We start from the raw sequence: 17,420 nt of genomic DNA on the forward strand, positions 1-17,420 counted from the left end.
ACCCGCGATGATAAATTTCCCTAAATGGAAGTACGGCCTGGTCCTGGCCGTGATCCTGCTGGCTGCGCTCTACGCGCTGCCCAACCTTCATCCCCAGGACCCGGCGGTCCAGCTGCAGGCCAATCGCGGCAACGTGGTGGACGAGGCGCTGCGCGAGCGCATCCAGGGGGTGCTCGAGCGCAACCAGGTCCCGTTCACGCGGATGTCGATCGAGGACGAGCGCCTGCTGGTCCGCTTCCCGGACACCGATACGCAGTTGCGCGCGATCGAGCTGGTCCGCCAGGAGGTCGGTGAGCAGTACGTCTCGGCGCTGAACCTGGCGTCGACGGTGCCCGACTGGCTGGCATCGCTGGGCGGCAAGTCGATGACCCTGGGCCTGGACCTGCAAGGCGGCGTCCACTTCACCATGGAGGTCGACCAGCGGGCCAGCATCGAGCAGCAGGAGAACCGCTTCGTCGAGGACATCCGGGTGCTGCTGCGCGACAAGCGCGTGCGCTACCAGAACGTCAGCCGGACGGCCTCCGGCATCGTCGTCAACCTGCGCAGCGAGGCCGACCGCGAGCGCGCCTACGCGGAGATCGCCGCCGACCTGCCCGAGCTGGTGCTGGAATTCGGCCGCGGCAGCGAGGACGGCTGGCTGATCAACGGCCGGATCAGCGAGGCCACGCTCAGCGAGATCGCCGCCAACGCCATCGAGCAGAACGTCTCGACCCTGCGCAACCGCGTCAACGAACTGGGTGTCGCCGAGCCGATCATCCAGCGCCAGGGCGAGTCGCGCATCGTCGTCCAGCTTCCCGGCGTGCAGGACACCGCCGCCGCCAAGCGCATCCTCGGCGCCACCGCCACCCTGGAGTACCGTGCGGTCGACGAGGCCGTCAACGCCTTCGAGGTCCAGCAGACCGGCAATGTGCCGCCCGACGGCGCGCTCTACACCGACCGCCGCGGCAACCCGGTGGTCCTGAAGAAGCGCCTGATCGTCTCCGGTGACCAGCTGGTCAACGCCGCCAGCGGCTTCGACTCGCGCGACGGCAGCCCGATGGTGTCGGTGCGGCTGAACGCCGCCGGCGCCCGGCGCATGCAGGAGTTCACCAACGAGAACGTCGGCAAGGGCATGGCCGTGGTGTTCGTGGAGCGCATCCCGGACGTGCGCCTGGTCGATGGCCGCGAGGTGCGCAGCACCCGCATTCGCCAGGAGGTGATCTCGATCGCCACCATCCGCGAACCGTTCGGCCGCAATTTCCAGACCACGGGCCTGGACAGCGCCAGCGAGGCCAGCGAACTGGCCCTGCTGCTGCGTGCCGGCGCACTGGCGGCACCCATCGACATCGTCGAGGAGCGGGTGATCGGCCCCTCCCTGGGCCAGGACAACATCGAGCGTGGCACGCGGGCGATCGTGATCGGTTTCGCTGCCGTGCTGCTGTTCATGCTGGTCTACTACCGGATGTTCGGTCTGGTCGCCAACATCGCCCTGGTCGCCAACGTCGTGCTGATCGTCGCCCTGCTGTCCCTGCTCGGCGCCACCCTGACCATGCCCGGCATCGCCGGCATCGTGCTCACCATCGGCATGGCGGTCGACGCCAACGTGCTGATCTTCGAGCGCATACGCGAGGAGATACGCAACGGCAACACGCCGGTCAGCTCGATCCGCGCCGGCTACGACAAGGCCTGGACCACCATCATCGACGCCAACATCACCACCCTGATCGCCGGCGTTTCGCTGCTGGCGTTTGGTTCGGGCCCGGTTCGCGGCTTCGCGGTCGTGCTCTGCATCGGCATCCTGACCTCGATGTTCACCGCGGTGACGGTGTCCGAGGCGATCGTTTCCCTGATCTACGGCCGCGGCCGCAAGGTCAAGGGCCTGAGCATCTGAGCGGACGGAGACAGCCCCCATGTTCGAACTGTTCAACCCCGCCTGGAAGCTTCCCTTCATGCGCTGGAGCCGCGTCACGCTCTGGCTGTCGCTGCTCGCCGTCGCCGTGTCCATCGTCGCCCTGGTGCGACCGGGCCTGAACTTCGCCCTGGACTTCACCGGCGGCACCGTGGTCGAGCTGAGCTTCGAGGAATCGGCCGACCTCGCCCGGATCCGCAGCACGCTCGCCGATGCCGGCTACGAGGGCGCCCAGGTGCAGTCGTTCGGCAGCACCCGCGACGTGCTGATCCGCCTGCGCCCGGACGCCGATGTCGGCGCCGCGGCGGAGGGCGACGAGGCCCGGCAGGAGGCGCAGGACGCAGGGCTCGCGCAGAGCGCCGGCGAGGCCGTGCATCGCCTGCTCACCCAGGCCGGCATGCCGTCCGAACTCAAGCGCAACGAGTTCGTCGGGCCGCAGATCGGCAGGGAACTGGCCGAGCAGGGCATCATCGCGATCCTGGTGGTGATCGGCGGCATCCTGATCTACATCGCGGTGCGCTTCGAATGGCGCTTCGGTCTCGCGGCGATCGCCGGCGAGCTGCACGACGTGATCATCACCCTGGGCTTCCTGGCCCTGGTCGGCCGCGAGTTCGACCTGCCCGCGCTGGCGGCGGTGCTGGCGGTGGCCGGTTACTCGATCAACGACAAGATCGTCATCTTCGACCGCATCCGCGAGATGTTCCGCACCTCGCGACGCATGGGGCCGGAGGAGACCATCGATGTCGCGTGCAACACCACGCTGGCGCGTACCATCATCACCTCGTTCGTGACCCTGCTGTCGGTGCTGGCGCTGTTCTTCATCGGCGGCGAGGCGCTGAAGAGCTTCTCCCTGGTGCTGATCGTCGGCATCGTGGTCGGCACCTACTCGTCGATCCTGTTCGCGGCGCCGCTGCTCAACCGCCTTGGCGTCACCAAGCAGGACCTGATGCCGAAGATGCGCGACGAGACGGAGCTGCAGCGGCGTCCCTGAGGTCGCGCCGAGCCCTCGTCCGGTCCGCGACCACAGCGGGCCGGCCGAGGCGCCGGGCAGGCCCTGTCTGTCCGGCGCGACCCGCTGGTCATCGTCACTGGCGTCAGCTGGCGGTTGATCGCAGTCCCGGGTGTCCCGGTCGGCGTTGGTCCCCGGCTAGCAGGCTGTTGAAAAACAGCCTGCCGGCGGCGGCCATTGATTGCTGCTCGGCAAGTGCGTAAGCAGTTGAGTCGACGGGAGCCTGTCCGGACCTGCGCCGGACGGGCGACTTGAAAAACGACCAGGAAGGTCGTTCTTCAACAAGCTGCTAGGCACATTCAGCCCTTCTCCGAATCTCGCTACCGCGAGCGGGAGAGGGCGCCTGGGTGTGTTGGGCGGCCTCACGCAAGCGCCCGCGCGATGTACGTCCGAAGGCCGGGCGCCCGCCCGCGAACGACGAGGCGGACCGCTGCGGGGACGCGCTTTGCGAAAGCGGCGGGGGCGCCTGCGGGGTGGAGGTCCGCGCTTCTGCGGCCGCGCCAGGCTGGCCGCCAAGCGTGGACTTGCTGTTTCCCGGTCGCCGGCCCGTTGCAGTGCTGGTGATCTCGGCTCGCGCCGGCACCGTGCTCCGTTGCAGCGCTCCCCGACCCCTCGTGTGCCGCCGACGCCGGCCGCCCGATCCGCCAGCAGGTGGCAAAGAGGGGGTGCAGCGTGCCGTTGCCCTCTGGTGCCGAACGTGGCGACACGTCATGCGCACGTGGAGGGCAAGGCACGCTGCGTGCCTATTCTGCATGCTTCGACCGGGCGATTGCCAGCGGCTTACGTGCGCGTCGCAAGGCGCTCGCGCGATCGGCGGTGGCGCGCCTCCGATCCCGACGGCCATCCGCGAACGCCTGGGCGAGGACGGAGTCCGGGCCGGACGAACTCCGGCGAACGGTCTGCGAGGCATGGCGGGTGGACACTCCCCCACCGGCATCGGGAAGGTCTGCAGTACGAACGCTCATGCTCAAGCCCAGGGGTGTGCATGGTCGTCGAGCCGTCGCCGACTTCAGCTGGAAACCTGGCGGACCCGTCCTGCCACGAAGGCGAAAGGCGCAGCGGGCCGCAGAAGACGAAAGCACCGCGGTGCCGCGAATGCAACCGGACCACCGCGCCGCAGCGCAGGCCGGACCCGATCGGCACGAGCGAGACCGGGTTACCACGCTGCGAGGGCAACGACAGAACTGCCGTGCCGCCGGCTGGACATGACCGCCACGCTCCGCAGTCGCCAGGACCGCCCCACCGCGGAGTCGACGTGACCGCTGTGCCCCGGAGTCGAGTGGATCGCCACGCTGGAGCCGGGAGGACAGACGCCCTGGAGACTTCAGGACCACCCGCCCTGGAGACTTGAGGACCAGCAGTGCTGGAGACGTGAGGGCCAGCCGTGCTGGAGCCTCGAGGACCAGCCGCGCTGGAGACATGGGGGCCAGCCGTGCTGGAGACATGGGGGCCAGCCGTGCTGGAGACTTCAGGACCAGCCGCGCTAGAGACTTGAGGACCGGCAGTGCTGGAGACTTGAGGACCGGCAGTGCTGGAGACCAGAGGCCGCCGTGCGGCAACGTTGGCTGGGCCGGCATACTCCACGCCCTCATACCTGCCGAGCCACCGCACTTCTCCCCTCCCCCGCACGGCGGGGGAGGGGCGGGGGAGAGGGCAGCCCGGCCAGCGCGCGATGCCTGCGCTGCGACCGCCCGAGCTCCTCAGAAGAACGCGCGCACCCCGAAGCCCACCGAGCGACCCGGCAGCGGCGCCTGGTCCTTCAGGAAGGAGGTGTGCACCCGGGCCTCGCGATCGGTCAGGTTGCGGCCCTGCGCGAACAGCTCCAGTTCGGTGCCCCCGGCCATGAACGACCAGGCCAGGTCGGCGCCCACCAGGGTGTAGCCCTCCGTCGCCGTCTCGAACTCGGCCACCCGGTCCTGGGCGCGGTAACGCATGGCATCCACCCCGGCGCGCCAGCTGCCCATCGACCAGGCGTAGCCGGCACCCCACCGACCCGGCGAGATGCGCGGCAGGTTGCCGCCGTCGCGCAGTTCGCCGCGCACCGTATCGGCCATCAGGCGCACCTGGTGGCGACCGCTGGCGTTATCGGCCACGGTCACCTTCAACTCGGCCTCGGCGCCCTGGAAATCGGCATCGGCCTGCGACCACTGCCGGATCGGCAGCCCGTCGTCCTCCTCGCCGGTGTCGGCCAGGAAGATGAAGTCGTCGAACCGGGTGCGGTAGACCGATGCCCGGAAGTCGACGCGCTCGCCATGCCAGTGCAGGCCCAGCTCGATGTTGTTCGCGGTCTCCTTGCCGAGCTCGGCGTCGCCCAGCTCGATGGCCTGGGTGGCGACATGCTCGCCGTCGGAGTACAGCTCCTCGGCGCTGGGCGCGCGCTGCGCGCGGTCCAGGCCCAGGCGCAGGTGCAGGCTCTCGGTGAACCGCCATTCCGCGGCCGCCGAGGCGCTGACGCCGGTGAAGCTGACCGAGGCGTGGTCGTCCGAATCGGGCCGGATGCGGTTGCGCTCGACCCGGCCGCCCAGCTCGAGGTTGAAGCGATCCCACTCCCGCCGCTCGACCAGGAACAGGCCGACATCGCTGCCACGCGAGCCCGGCACGAAGGCTTCCTCGCCGACCGCCTCGAAGTCGCGGCGGCCCGCCTGGATGCCGTAGGCGCCACGCCAGCCGCCGATCTGCGCATGGACCAGCTCGACGCGCGCCTCCAGCGCCTTGTTGTCGAACACGGTGCCGACCTCGTCGCCTTCGAACTCGGTGTGCGTATAGTCCGAGCGCGAGACGCGCACGCGCAGCGTCTCGTGGCCGGCGAACGGATCGTTCAATGCGCCCTTCAGGTCGGCACGGTTCTGCCGCATGTCGAGCGTCACGTCTTCGTGGTCGTGGTCGTCGTCGTCGTGCACCGCCCGCAGGCCCACCGGCAGATCGTGCTCGTGCTCGTCGTCGTGGTGGTGGCTGTGGCCGGGCAGGCCGTAGCGGCTCTCGAAGCGGCTCAGGGCGATGCCCAGGAAGCCGCGCTCCCCGACCCGGCTGACCGCCACGGCGCCGCCACGGTTGCGCGTCGCGCTGTTCTCCAGGCGGCCGCCATGGCCGTGCCCGTGGTCGTCGTCATCGTGGCCGTGCTCGTGGTCGTGGTCGTCGTGCCGCTCTGCCTCGCCGGGAATCCGGTAGTCGGCGGTGCGGCGGTACCAGGCGTCGGCATGGAACACCCAAGGTCCATTGCCGGCATCGATGCGGAACATGCCGGCCCGCTCGTCGGCCACCGTATTGCCGCGGATCTCGGCGCGGCCACTGATGCCCTCCAACGGCTGCTCGTGGATGCGGCCGTCGACGACATTGACCGCACCGCCGATCGCGCCGGAGCCGAACAGCAAGGTGGACGGTCCCTTGAGCACCTCGATCTGGTCGGCCAGGAACGGCTCGATGGTCACCGCATGATCGACGCTCACCGTCGATACGTCCTGGGTCGACAGTCCCTCACTCAGCACCTGTACCCGCGGACCTTCCAGACCCCGGATGATCGGCCGGCCCACACCTGCGCCGAAGTAGCTGGACTGCACGCCAGGAAGGCGGGACACGGTCTCGCCCAGGGTCGACGCGCGGCTGTCGTCCAGTGCGGGCCCGGCCAGCACTTCGATGGGTCGCGCCGCGTCGTCGCCGACCTGACGCAGCGGCGTGGCCTGGATCACCACGGTGTCCAGTTCCCGCTCGCGTTCCGAATGCGTCTGGGCCCAGGCGGGCAAGGCGATGGGCGTTGCGAGCAGTGCGGCGATGGCGGTGGCCAGGGGGCGAACACGCATGGCAGGGCTTCCTTGGACAAGAATGTTATAGCGTAACGTCATCTGGCCGGATTGCAAGGTGCGCAGGACGGGGTGCGGAGCGGCAATGCCTGCGTTCCCCGGCGACACCAAGCGACACGCCTGAGGCGGGCTTGCTTGCCTGGAAGCCCTCAGGCGCTATGCCATCGGCATGCGCCCGATGCGCGACGCGCCGCCCTGTGCCAGGGGTGAAGCGAACCCCCGAAGCCGGGTTCCTCAGCCTTCGTAGAGACTGACCTTGTTCGCGGCCAGCACGTAGGCCGAGGCCGCGACATCCTTCGTCACGGTCTCGACCCGCAGGGTCCCCTCGACCCAGAACGCATCGTAGATGTCGGTGACATCGATCGGCGTCGCCAGGGTCACGTAGACGATCTGGTTCGGCGGCGGCGGCGGTACGTGGATGCAGGCGCCAAAGTAGGGGACCAGGAAGAAGCTGGACATCTTCTGGTTGTCGTCGACGTCGACCGGGACGATGTAGCCGGGCATCCGGATCCGCTGCTCGTGCAAGGCCTGCACAGTGCGGAACGAGCCCTGCTGCTCCATGGTGAACATGCCGCTGTGGTCCACCGGCGGCGCGTTGCGAAGCTGCTCCAGCTCGTCCTCCGGCATCAGCTCCAGCCAGTCGAGCTCGCGGGGCGTGTCGCTGGCAAAGGCAGCGGCGGCAGCGATCAGCAGGCAGGCGAGCAGGGCAGTCAGTCGAGTCATGTCAGATCCGTACGGTCAGGCCATCGCTGAGCGAGCGCCGGTAGGCCAGCAGGGCCGGCACCAGCCCGACGAGCAGGGCGCCGGCCAGGATGCCGGCCAGGGCCAGCAGTTCCGGTACCGAGGGCGGGCCCATGCCCAGGAACAGGCCGAAGCGGGTCGCGGCCAGCTCGCGAAGCGCCGCGAGTATCGCATAGAGCAGGCCCAGTCCCAGCAGCAGGCCGGCGCCCGCCAGGGCGCTCGCCTCCAGCACCATCAGGCCGAGGATGGTACGCGGTCGGGCGCCGACTGAGCGCAGGATCGCCATCTCCCGTCGCCGTTCGTTCAGGGTGGTGAGCAGGGCGGTCAGCATGCCCAGCAGGCCGACCACCACCACGCAGGCGGCGACGATGCGCAGCGCGTTCTCCGCGACCCCGGTCAGGCTCCACAACTGCTGAAGCGCGACGCCCGGCAGGATGGCGCTCAGCGCCTCGGCCCGGTACTCGTTGACCTGGCGCTGCAGGGTGAAGGTCTGCACGCGGTTCTCCATGCCGACCAGGAAGGCGGTGATCGAACGCGGCGTCAGGTCCTGCTGCAGCGCGTCCTCGGCGGAGATGGCGCGGCCGGGCACGCGCGCGCCGGACTGCCAGTCCAGGTGGATGGCCTCGATGCCGGCCAGCGGCACGTGCACGGTGCGGTCGACCGGCGTGCCGGTGGCGGCCAGGACGCCGACCACCCGGAACGGCTTGTCGTCGTGCTCGGCGAAGCTGACCCGGCCGATGCCATGGGCGACGACCAATTCGTCACCGACGCGGTGGCCCAGGGCGCGCGCCACCTCGGCGCCCAGCACCGCCTCGTAGACGCCGTCGAAGGGCACGCCGGCGCTGAACTCGAGCTGGCGGCGGCTGCCGTAGCGGTAGTGCTGGAAGTAGTCGCCGGTGGTGCCCAGGACCCGGTAGCCGCGGTGCGAGTCGCCCAACGACAGCGGCACCGTCCAGGCCACCATCGGCGAATCGGCGATGCGCCGGTAGGTTTCCCAGGACACATTGGCGGTCGGTTCGCCCAGCCGGAACACGGTGTACAGCAGCAGTTGGACGGTGCCGGCGCGGGCGCCAACGATCAGGTCGGTGCCCGACAGCGTGCTGGCGAAGCTGCTGCGGGTCTCGCCGCGCAGGCGCTCGACACCGACCAGCAGGGCGGTGCTGATGGCGATGGTGAACACTGTCAGCAGCACCGTACCGCGGCGGTTGAGCAGGCTCTTCAGGGCCAGGCGCAGCATCTCAGGCGACCTCCGTGGAAGAAACGGCGGCGGCACGGTTGAGCGCCGGCAGCGACAGGCTGCGCGGGAACAGCGCGGCCAGGGCCGGGTCATGGCTGACGAATACCAGGGCGCTGCCGGCACGCTCGACCTCGGCGAACAGCAGTTCCACGAAAGCGGCCCGCGCGGTGGCATCCAGCGCCGAGGTCGGCTCGTCGGCGATCACCAGCTCGGGCGCGCCGATCAGGGCGCGCGCCGCGGCGACCCGCTGCTGCTGGCCGACGCTGAGGCCGGTGACCGGCCGGCGATCCAGGGTGTCGACATCCAGGCCCAGGGCGGCGACCAGGCGACGCGCCTCGCGCGCCTGCGCCGCGGCATCGCCGAGCCGGGCGCGCCGCGCCGGCGAGAACCGGCAGCCCAGGGTGACGTTCTCGACCAGGCCCAGGTAGGGGACCAGGTTGAACTGCTGGAAGATGAAGCCGACATGGTCGGCCCGGAAGCGGTCGCGGGCACCGGCGCGCAGGCCGGCGAGGTCCTGGCCCAGCACGCGCAGCCGCCCCGCCCGCGGCACCAGGATGCCGGCCAGCAGGTTGAGCAGGGTGCTCTTGCCGCTGCCCGACGGGCCTTCCAGGAACAGCCGTTCGCCCGCCGCGATGCGCAGATCGTCGAGGTCGAGCAGGTCGGGCTGGCCGGGCCAGCCGAAGCGCAGCGCTTCGAGGGCCACGACGGGCGGTGTCGTCTCGGGCATGGCGGTGTCGATGCGGTCCTTCCTGCCAGGGATTCCGAAGGATAGACGGTGCCGGTCAAGACCTTGCGACGGACCGGCTGAAGCGCGCGCGGGGTGCGGCCAATCGCCGCGCGGATCGTCGGCGGCACGCGGCGGCCGCGGGCGCGCCGCCGCCGCCGCGGCGTGGCCTCAACGCAGGTCGACGCGACCGCGACCGTGGGGCAGCTCGACCCGGTCCTGGCGGTCGCCGGCGATCAGGTCGATGCGCACCGTGCCCAGCCCTTCGAAGTGCCGGTCCAGCGACAGCACGGCATGGCCAGGGCGACCGCTGCAGGTGCCACGCAGTTCCAGGTGGAACTCGCCGTGGCCATCGCCGTGATCGTGGTCGTGATCGTGATCCTTGCCGTGGTCGTGCCCGTGCCCATGCGGGTGGGCATCGCTGGCCGGTTCCGACGCGTGTGCGTGGTGCCCGTGGGCGTCCTTGGGTTCGTCATCCGCATGGGTGACCGCCTTGTAGCCATGGGTGTGGGCCTCCGCGTGCACGACCACGCAACTGCCGGCAGGCTCGAAGGCCAGCCATTGCGCGCTGGCTTCCAGCGTGGCCAGGGCGGCCTCGATACGGGCCCGATCGCCCTCGTCGCGCGGGGCGTGCTCGAAGCCGATGAGATCCATACCGGGCACGGTGAGTTCCAGGGCCAGCGTGCCCTCCGCCACCACCAGGGTCGCCTGCGCAACGCCGTGCACGTGGGCGCCGTGCTGGTGCTCGACCTGGGCGCCGGCGACGCCAGAGGCCAGCAGGAGGACGGTGGGAAGCAGACGGGTCATGGCGACATTTCCAGGAGGTGAGGTGAAAGGCGGTTCGACCGTGGCCGCCGGGCTGGGTTCCCTGTGCACGCGCAGCCTCGGCAGGTCGAAGTGTTATACAGTAACGTCAACGGGCCCGGCAACCGGCAGCCGGGATGATCGTCAGCGGCGAACGATGCCGGCCATCCTGACGCCCGCGATGCGGAAATCCCTACGAGGCGAGCGACATGCAGCGCACATTGGACCGGGTCGGGATGCTGCTGGCGCTGGGGTGTGCGCTGCACTGCCTGATGGTGCCCGTCATGTTCGCCCTGCTGCCAGGCCTGGTGCTGGCCCTGCACAGTTTCCAGGACCCGTTGCGACCGCTGGCGATCGGCCTGTTGCGGTTGCAGGCACTGGAAGGCTGGCTGGTGGCGGTCGCGCTGGCCTGGGCGGCTGCCGCCCTGGTGCTGGGCTGGCGACGCCATCGCCGTCTATTGCCCGGCGGTCTGGCGCTGCTCGGCGCCGGCAGCTTCCTGCTGGCCCTGTCGCGCTTGTTTCCGGGGCGCTGGCTGCATGCCGGTCTGCTGGCGCTGGGCGGGGTGCTGCTGGCCCTGGCGCACTGGAGCAACCTGCGGGCTTTCGACCGACGGCCTGGCAGGCCGCAGGGCGCGCCGACCTGAGGCGAACGCGCCTCGACAGCCGGGCTGGCTACGGCGGATGCCATCGCCAGTGCCACGGCTCGTAGGCGATGCCGTGGCGGTTGCCGCGCGGGTAGCTGAGCCGGAAGCCGAAGCCGCCGGCGTGGCGTTGCAGCCAGTCGAAGGCCGCGGTCGCCTCGAAGGCCTCCTCGAGCACCGGTCCCTCGCCTGCGTGCAGGTCCAGGGTGGTGCCCAGGTGATGCTCGCTGTAGCCGGGCAGGGCATTGACCTCGAGCACCTGTGCCAGGGTCCGGCCGGCAGCGAGCTTCGCCCGCAACAGGGCCTCCTGGCGCAGCAGGCTCCGCCATGACGAGACCACCCGCAGGCGGATTCCTTCATCGGCGGCCGCATCGCGCATGCGCGACCAGGCCCGCCCGGCCGCGGGGACCAGCCAGACCGTCCGGTCGGCGAGGTCGCGACCGAACGCGTGCAGGCAGGGCGGCTCCGGACACAGCGTCAGGCCGCGCCGTCGCGGCAGATCGGCAGCGATGTCCAGACGCGCCAGCGCGCGGGTCGCCTGCGCGGCCCAGGCACGATGGTCCGGCGCAGCGCCGGGTCGGCCGGGCCGGCGAAGCCGGTCGCGCAGCAGGTCCAGTTCCCGCAGCGCCGCGCGAGTCGGGCGCTGGCGGCTGCGGCCTGCGCGGTCCTGCCACAGCGGGCGTCCGCTCGCCTTGTCCAGCAGGACGATCTGCGGCGGCGACGCGCGCGGCGCGCCGGCCGGCCGGGAGATCTGCAGCGCGCAGCGCAGGCCGTTGAGCAGCAGGTCGGGCTGGGATGTCATCGCTCGGTCACGCACCCGCGCTAGTCTGCCAGCTTCCAACGTCAGGGACGGACGCGGGCGGCCGAAGGATGCGGTCGCCCGCGAGACGGTGCGATCGGCCTGCGCGCTTTGCGCTAATCTCGCCGCCTTGCCCGATCGGTGCCCCCCATGACCTGGACTCCCCGGCTCCTCTGCTGCGCCCTGCTGTTGCTGTCGGGGTGCGCGTTGCAGGGCCCAAGGCAGCTGCCCGTCGTCGAGGCACGCTGGGTCAGCGAAGCGGCGCGCGCCGACGTGCTCGACACGGTCGCGGTCTGGATCACGCCGGCCGGGGACTGGCAACTGGTGGCCACGGCCAAGAGCGGCGGACGCCTGCGCATCCACGATGCCGCCGACGGCCGGTTCCTGCGCCCGCTCGGCTCGGAAGGCGAGGGCGCGGGACAGTTCCGCTATCCAAACGGCCTGTTCGTGGCCGGCGACCTGGCATTCGTCGTGGAACGCGACGGCGCCCGCGTCCAGGTCATCGACCTGGCGCGCAACCTGCCGCTGGGCAGCTTCGGCGAGGCCGAACTGCACACGCCCTACGGCGCCTGGGTCTGGCCGCAAGGCGAGGGCCGCTACCGCGTCTATGTCACCGACAGCTACTACACCCCGGATCGCCAGGTGCCGCCGGACTCGGCGCTGGGCGAGAGGGTCAAGCTTTACGAAGTCACGGTAGGGGGGGATGGCCTGCAGTCGCGATTGCTGCGCGCGTTCGGCCAGACCCGGGGCGAGGGCCGGCTGCTGCGAGTGGAGTCGATCTGGGGCGACCCCACCCAAGGTCGTCTGCTGGTCGCCGACGAGCACGACAGCCAGCTCAACATCAAGGTCTACGACCTCGAAGGCAACTACACAGGACCGGTTTTCGGCACCGGTGTGTTCCGCTTCGAACCCGAGGGCATCACCCTGGCCACCTGTCCCGACGACCAGGGCTATGTGCTGGTCTCCGACCAGGACCAGCACGACCAGCGCATCCAGGTGTTCGACCGCGTCACCCTGGCCCACCTGGGCGCGTTCCGGCCCGGCATCGGCCGCATGATCGACGGCATCTGGTTCCAGGCCGGAAGCTACGGCCCGTTCCGCCAGGGGGCCCTGTTCACCCAGCACGACGACGAGGCGGTGATGGCCTTCGACTGGCGGGACATCGCCACCGCCATGGGCCTGCGCGACGACTGCGGCACCTGAGGATCAGTCCCCCCGCGGCGACGCGCCGTCAAGGCCCTGGCCCGCCCAATGGTGCCCGCGTCGGTCCACACGACTTCCCGACAGGCCAAATGCTTCGCCCCTCCAGTCTCCAAGCCCGGATCCCCCTTTGCGATCCCGATCCCGCATCCTGGTCCCCGGTCCCCGGTCCCCGGTCCCCGGTCCCCGGTCCCCGGTCCCCGGTCCCCGGTCCCCCAGACAACTGTGCGCTTGCGCACAGCAGGAAATCCGCCAAGCTGGGAGCCTGCTGCGACAACCGGCGCCGGGGGGAGCCCACATGCACACACATCCTGCTGCCCGTGCAGCGATCCTGATCCTTGCCGGCCTGCTTGCCGGCGCGCCGCGGCCGGTCGTACCAGCATCGACGGACCGCGTACCTTCGAATGCGCACGGCACCGCGCCCGACGACCTGCGACCTGAGGACCTCGTCTACCTGGGCGCCTTCCGCCTGCCGGGCACCGAGGACGGCCCGCAATCCTGGAGTTATGGCGGCCGGGCGCTGACCTATGTGCCGACCGGCGATCCGGGCGGCGGCGCCGACGGCTTTCCCGGCTCGCTGTACGGCGGCGGCCATGCCCACCACCAGCGCGTCTCGGAGATCTCCATCCCGGCACCGGCGATCCCCGCCAGCTTCGACGCGGCCGGATACGCGCAATTGCCGGTGGCGCAGACCCTGCAGCCGTTCGCCGACCTCACGGGCGGCCTGCGCGCCCAGGCCGGCGTCGACCACTTCGGCGACCTGGCCTGGCGGCCCGCGCAGCCCGGGCAGTCCGCAGATCTTCTCTACTGGACCGTGTACGAGTACTACAACGTCGCCGGCATCGATTTCCCCAGTCATGGGCAGTCGGGACTGAACCTGTCCCAGCCCGCGGCGGCCGGGCCCTGGCGCCTGGGTCCGGCCGGCGACCCGGTGTTCCACAGCATGCGCACGGCGCGCTACCTGTTCAACCTGCCGCAGGCGTTCGCCGACCAGCACCTGGGCGGCAAGAGCCTGGTCTCGGGCCGGCATCGCGAGGCCGGCTGCTGCGGCAGCAGCCGCGGCCCGGCGCTGTTCGCCTACGCGCCCTGGCAGGACGGCCAGCCACCGGCGCCAGGCAGCCATCTCGGTGCGATCGCCCTGCTGCACTACCCGTCCGGCGGCAACCACTTTCCCGAGTACCGGGCCTGCGACGACTGGAGCGGCGCGGTATATGCCCAGGGCGGCGGTCGCGACGCGGTGCTGGTGGCCGGCCGCAAGGCGCTCGGCGCGGAGCGCTACGGACTGGGGCAACCGGGCGACTGCGACTTCGGCATCCAGGGCTACCACTGCGACCCCTACGAATCGCAGATCCTGTTCTATTCGCCGCGCGACCTGGCCGCGGTCGCCGCCGGCACCGTGCCGGCCTGGCAGGTGCTGCCCCATGCCCGGCTGCGCGCGGGCCCGCCGTTCTGGCCGACCTGCCGGGCGCAACTGGGCGCGATCGCCTTCGACGAAGTTCGCACTGTGCTGTACGTGATCCAGCCGGAAGCCTTCGAAGACCGGCCGCTGGTCCACGTGTTCCGGGTCGGCGGCAACGACCGGCTGTTCGCCAACGGCTTCGAGGTCGCGGACTGAAGTCGCTCGAAGCGCACTCAGCCATTGATGGCAACGGTCAGCGTGCTGCGGGCAGCCCGGCGATCCAGGCGGCCAGGTCCTCGATCGCCTCGGCCGCGACAGGCGCGCCGCGCTGGTAGTCGCCCGGATACGAGGGTCCCTCGCCGGCGCCGAGCAGGTGGTCGAGCGCCGGCCAGGTGCGCACCGTGAGCAGCTCATGGCCGGCCAGGCCGGATTGCCAGCCGGCAAGGTCCGCATCGGTGACCTGGAAGTCGCGGCCGCCGTGGCCGATGAAGATCGGCAGACCCAGGTCGCGCGCGGTGGCCACGGCGTCGTAGCCGGCCAGGTCGCGCCACCAGGCGGCTGGCAGGCCGAGCATCAGGGGCTCGGCGCCCGGGTCGTGCCCGGCGGCCAGGGCATCGATGCGCGCTGCCTGCCGGCGCAGTTCGGCGATCTGGGTGTCGGCGATCCCCTGCTGCGCCGCCAGGTACTCGACCTGGGCGACCACGATCCATTGCAGGGGGCGGCTGGGCGCGGCCAGCAGGGCGACGCCCGCCGGCGCGTTGCGGGCGTCCTGAGCGCGGCGCGCGATCCGCGGCGCCATCAGCGCGCCCAGGCTGAGCCCGACCACCACACGCCGGGCGACATCGATCTCCGGGCGATCGGTGAGCAGCACGAGCGCCGCCACGGCATCGTCGACCACCTCGTGATCCAGGGTCAGGTCCGGGTGGCGCGCCTGCAGGCGCGCCGGATGCACCCGGGTGCGCTTGTCGTAACGCAGGCTGGCGATGCCGCGTAAGGCCAGGCCGTGGGCCAGGTCGCGGAAGGGCGCGCGGGCGAACACCGTCTGGTCGGCGTCGTTGGGGCCGGAGCCGTGCACCAGCACCACGGCAGGGAAGGGCCCCGGACCCGCCGGCAGGGTCAGCCGGCCGGGCAGGGGCCAGTCGCCGGCATCGACGGTGACCGGCAGTTCGCGGACCCCGGCGGGCAGGGTCGCCGCGTCGTCCGCGCTGTCCGGCGCCGGCGCGGCGCCGGGGCAGGGCGTGGCCTGCTGCGGCGGCACCAGGAAGAAGCCGCTGATGCGTCCTTCGTCGTCGAAGCCGACCCGCGCATCGAGGGCGCCGCGCTCGAAGTCGACCTGCTGCCAGACCGTGGCCACACCCTCGCTGCAGCCGTGCCGGGCCAGTCCACGGCCGCGCACCTGGCCCAGCTGGGCGGACAGGGCCTCGCGCACCTCCGACAGGCGCGCCGGTGGCAGGCCGGCGCGCATGCGATCGTCGAAGTGCGCTCCGGCATCCTCGACGCGACCCTGGGCGAAGGCGTCCAGCAGCGCCGCGACGCGCTCCTCGCGCAGTTCGGCATCGACCGCCGCCGCCGCGGCAAGGCCGGGCAGCGCGAGCATGCAGAGCAGGACGGGCAGCAGGGTGGGGCGTGGCCGGCGCATGGTCAGTTCTCCCGCTTGAAGACCAGCCGCACGCGGGCGCCGCGCAACATGTTGACCAGCTCCCAGCCCTGTGCGCCCTCGCGGTTGAGGATCTGGTCGAGGTCGCGGGGCAGGCCGCCGAGCAGGGTCGGCTTGAGTTCGATGGTCCGGTATTGCCAGCGTTTCATGGGTGCGGATTCCTTGGTGATCTGGGGTCGGCGCGATGGGCCGGCCGGTGCGCCAGGGTGGCGGTGAAGCGACCAAGGTCGCGGGTGGTCGCGCGGGTCATCCGTCGCGAGCAATTCGGGACCGGCGGCCGGCGAAGGATCGGTCTGCGCGTTCTCCTGGCAGCGCGGCCCTGCCTGGCCGCGGCCGGATTGCGGTCGTTCGCCAGCCCGTCAGCCGTCGTCCTGGACCGGTTCGGCCGGCGGCCTGGGCTTGAGCCGCCCGCTGCGCCGCAGCGCCTCGCGCAGCAGGAACTCGATCTGGGCGTTGACGCTGCGCAGGTCGTCGTCGGCCCAGCGCTGCACTGCCTCCAGCACGGCCGGCGAAATGCGCAACGGGTAGGCCTTGCGTTCGGTCATCGGGGTCCGCGCTCAGCCGGTGTGCAGGGTGCCGGTGTTCACCACCGGCTGGGTCGCCCGGTCCGAACACAGCACCACCAGCAGGTTGGACACCATCGCCGCGCGGCGCTCCTCGTCCAGTTCGATCTGGCCGCCGGCGCGCAGCTGGTCGAGGGCCATGTGCACCATGCTGACCGCGCCTTCGACGATGCGCGCGCGCGCGGCGATGATGGCGCCGGCCTGCTGCCGCTGCAGCATGGCCTGGGCGATCTCGGCGGCGTAGGCCAGGTGGCTGATGCGCGCCTCGATCACCTGCACGCCGGCGGTCGCCAGGCGCTCCTGGATCTCGGTGCGCAACTCGCCGGCGATCTCGGCGCCATGGCTGCGCAGGGCGATGTCGACGCCCTCGTGCAGGTCGTAGGGATAGCGCGTGGCCATCTGGCGCAGCGCCGCCTCGGACTGGATATGCACGAAGTTCTCGTAGTCGTCGACCTGGAAGCTGGCCTCGTAGCTGTCGACCACCTGCCAGACCACCACCGCGGCGATCTCGATCGGCGAGCCCTCCAGTTCGTTGACCTTGAGCTTGCCGCTCTCGAAGTTGCGCACGCGCAGCGACAGCTTGCGCTTGCCGTAGAAGGGGTTGGCCCAGCGCAGGCCGGCATCGCGGCCGGTGCCGACGTAGCGGCCGAACAGGGTCAGCACCACGGCCTGGTTGGGCTCGAGCGCGAAGAATCCGGCGTACAGGATGATCTGCACCACCGCGGCGACCGCGGCGCCCAGGGCCCACCAGGTCGAGGCGATCTGGATGCCGTGCACGAAGGCCCAGACCGTGGCGGCGCTGACCAGCAGCAGGAACAGCAGGACCGGCAGGCCGGTGGTTACGTTGACGAGGCGTTCGTGCGCCATGGCGAGGCTCCGGGGATGGGGTGGGCTGATGGTGAAAAGATATCACGATGATATCAGACGTCAAGCCCCCCTGGCCGGGGCGGGCCGGCCCAGC

The 17,420-nt window shown here is 70.9% G+C and carries 15 protein-coding genes; 5 read left to right on the plus strand and 10 right to left on the minus strand.

The window, feature by feature from the left end:
• Window positions 1-7: 7 nt before the first annotated feature.
• On the plus strand, window positions 8-1,870 hold the full coding sequence (secD, locus tag KF823_00810; GenBank protein MBX3724442.1) for a protein translocase subunit SecD: 1,863 nt from the start codon (window positions 8-10) through the stop codon (window positions 1,868-1,870).
• 19 nt (window positions 1,871-1,889) lie between these two features.
• Entirely contained in the window at window positions 1,890-2,879 is a 990-nt protein-coding gene (gene secF / locus KF823_00815; protein MBX3724443.1) for a protein translocase subunit SecF, read from the plus strand.
• 1,718 nt (window positions 2,880-4,597) lie between these two features.
• Here secF and KF823_00820 read toward each other — a convergent pair.
• The 5 genes from KF823_00820 to KF823_00840 all read right to left on the minus strand — a co-directional run bounded on the left by KF823_00820 (window position 4,598) and on the right by KF823_00840 (window position 10,203).
• Window positions 4,598-6,736 (minus strand): TonB-dependent receptor, encoded by a 2,139-nt coding sequence (locus KF823_00820; GenBank protein ID MBX3724444.1) that lies wholly within the window; start codon window positions 6,734-6,736, stop codon window positions 4,598-4,600.
• 192 nt (window positions 6,737-6,928) lie between these two features.
• Window positions 6,929-7,417, minus strand: a complete 489-nt coding sequence (locus KF823_00825) for a DUF3299 domain-containing protein (protein MBX3724445.1) — start codon at window positions 7,415-7,417, stop codon at window positions 6,929-6,931.
• A 1-nt stretch (window position 7,418) separates the two neighbouring features.
• The gene (locus tag KF823_00830) at window positions 7,419-8,672 is read right to left on the minus strand and encodes an ABC transporter permease (GenBank protein MBX3724446.1); all 1,254 of its coding nucleotides are present in this window, start codon (window positions 8,670-8,672) and stop codon (window positions 7,419-7,421) included.
• A 1-nt stretch (window position 8,673) separates the two neighbouring features.
• Window positions 8,674-9,399: an ATP-binding cassette domain-containing protein gene (locus tag KF823_00835; protein MBX3724447.1), complete on the minus strand. Its 726-nt coding sequence runs from the start codon at window positions 9,397-9,399 to the stop codon at window positions 8,674-8,676.
• 168 nt (window positions 9,400-9,567) lie between these two features.
• Complete coding sequence (locus KF823_00840) at window positions 9,568-10,203, minus strand: DUF2796 domain-containing protein (protein MBX3724448.1); 636 nt, start codon at window positions 10,201-10,203, stop codon at window positions 9,568-9,570.
• Window positions 10,204-10,409: 206 nt separating this feature from the next.
• On the opposite strand from KF823_00840, the gene KF823_00845 reads away from it, so the two are divergent.
• Complete coding sequence (locus tag KF823_00845; protein MBX3724449.1) at window positions 10,410-10,844, plus strand: MerC family mercury resistance protein; 435 nt, start codon at window positions 10,410-10,412, stop codon at window positions 10,842-10,844.
• A 28-nt stretch (window positions 10,845-10,872) separates the two neighbouring features.
• On the opposite strand, the gene KF823_00850 is transcribed toward KF823_00845, so the two are convergent.
• Window positions 10,873-11,643 (minus strand): D-alanyl-D-alanine carboxypeptidase family protein, encoded by a 771-nt coding sequence (locus tag KF823_00850; GenBank protein ID MBX3724450.1) that lies wholly within the window; start codon window positions 11,641-11,643, stop codon window positions 10,873-10,875.
• 147 nt (window positions 11,644-11,790) lie between these two features.
• Between KF823_00850 and KF823_00855 the strand changes: the two genes are divergently transcribed.
• Both KF823_00855 and KF823_00860 read left to right on the plus strand, forming a co-directional pair.
• Complete coding sequence (locus KF823_00855; GenBank protein MBX3724451.1) at window positions 11,791-12,843, plus strand: phytase; 1,053 nt, start codon at window positions 11,791-11,793, stop codon at window positions 12,841-12,843.
• A gap of 295 nt (window positions 12,844-13,138) precedes the next feature.
• On the plus strand, window positions 13,139-14,455 hold the full coding sequence (locus KF823_00860; protein MBX3724452.1) for a hypothetical protein: 1,317 nt from the start codon (window positions 13,139-13,141) through the stop codon (window positions 14,453-14,455).
• Window positions 14,456-14,492: 37 nt separating this feature from the next.
• On the opposite strand, the gene KF823_00865 is transcribed toward KF823_00860, so the two are convergent.
• The 4 genes from KF823_00865 to KF823_00880 all read right to left on the minus strand — a co-directional run bounded on the left by KF823_00865 (window position 14,493) and on the right by KF823_00880 (window position 17,326).
• On the minus strand, window positions 14,493-15,878 hold the full coding sequence (locus KF823_00865) for a DUF3887 domain-containing protein (GenBank protein MBX3724453.1): 1,386 nt from the start codon (window positions 15,876-15,878) through the stop codon (window positions 14,493-14,495).
• A 2-nt stretch (window positions 15,879-15,880) separates the two neighbouring features.
• Complete coding sequence (locus KF823_00870) at window positions 15,881-16,045, minus strand: DUF4177 domain-containing protein (GenBank protein MBX3724454.1); 165 nt, start codon at window positions 16,043-16,045, stop codon at window positions 15,881-15,883.
• A 210-nt stretch (window positions 16,046-16,255) separates the two neighbouring features.
• Window positions 16,256-16,441: an Arc family DNA binding domain-containing protein gene (locus tag KF823_00875; GenBank protein ID MBX3724455.1), complete on the minus strand. Its 186-nt coding sequence runs from the start codon at window positions 16,439-16,441 to the stop codon at window positions 16,256-16,258.
• Window positions 16,442-16,453: 12 nt separating this feature from the next.
• Entirely contained in the window at window positions 16,454-17,326 is an 873-nt protein-coding gene (locus tag KF823_00880) for an SPFH domain-containing protein (GenBank protein MBX3724456.1), read from the minus strand.
• Window positions 17,327-17,420: the final 94 nt, after the last annotated feature.

It is taken from the genome of Lysobacterales bacterium (genome assembly GCA_019634735.1).
Lineage (GTDB): Bacteria > Pseudomonadota > Gammaproteobacteria > Xanthomonadales > UBA2363 > Pseudofulvimonas.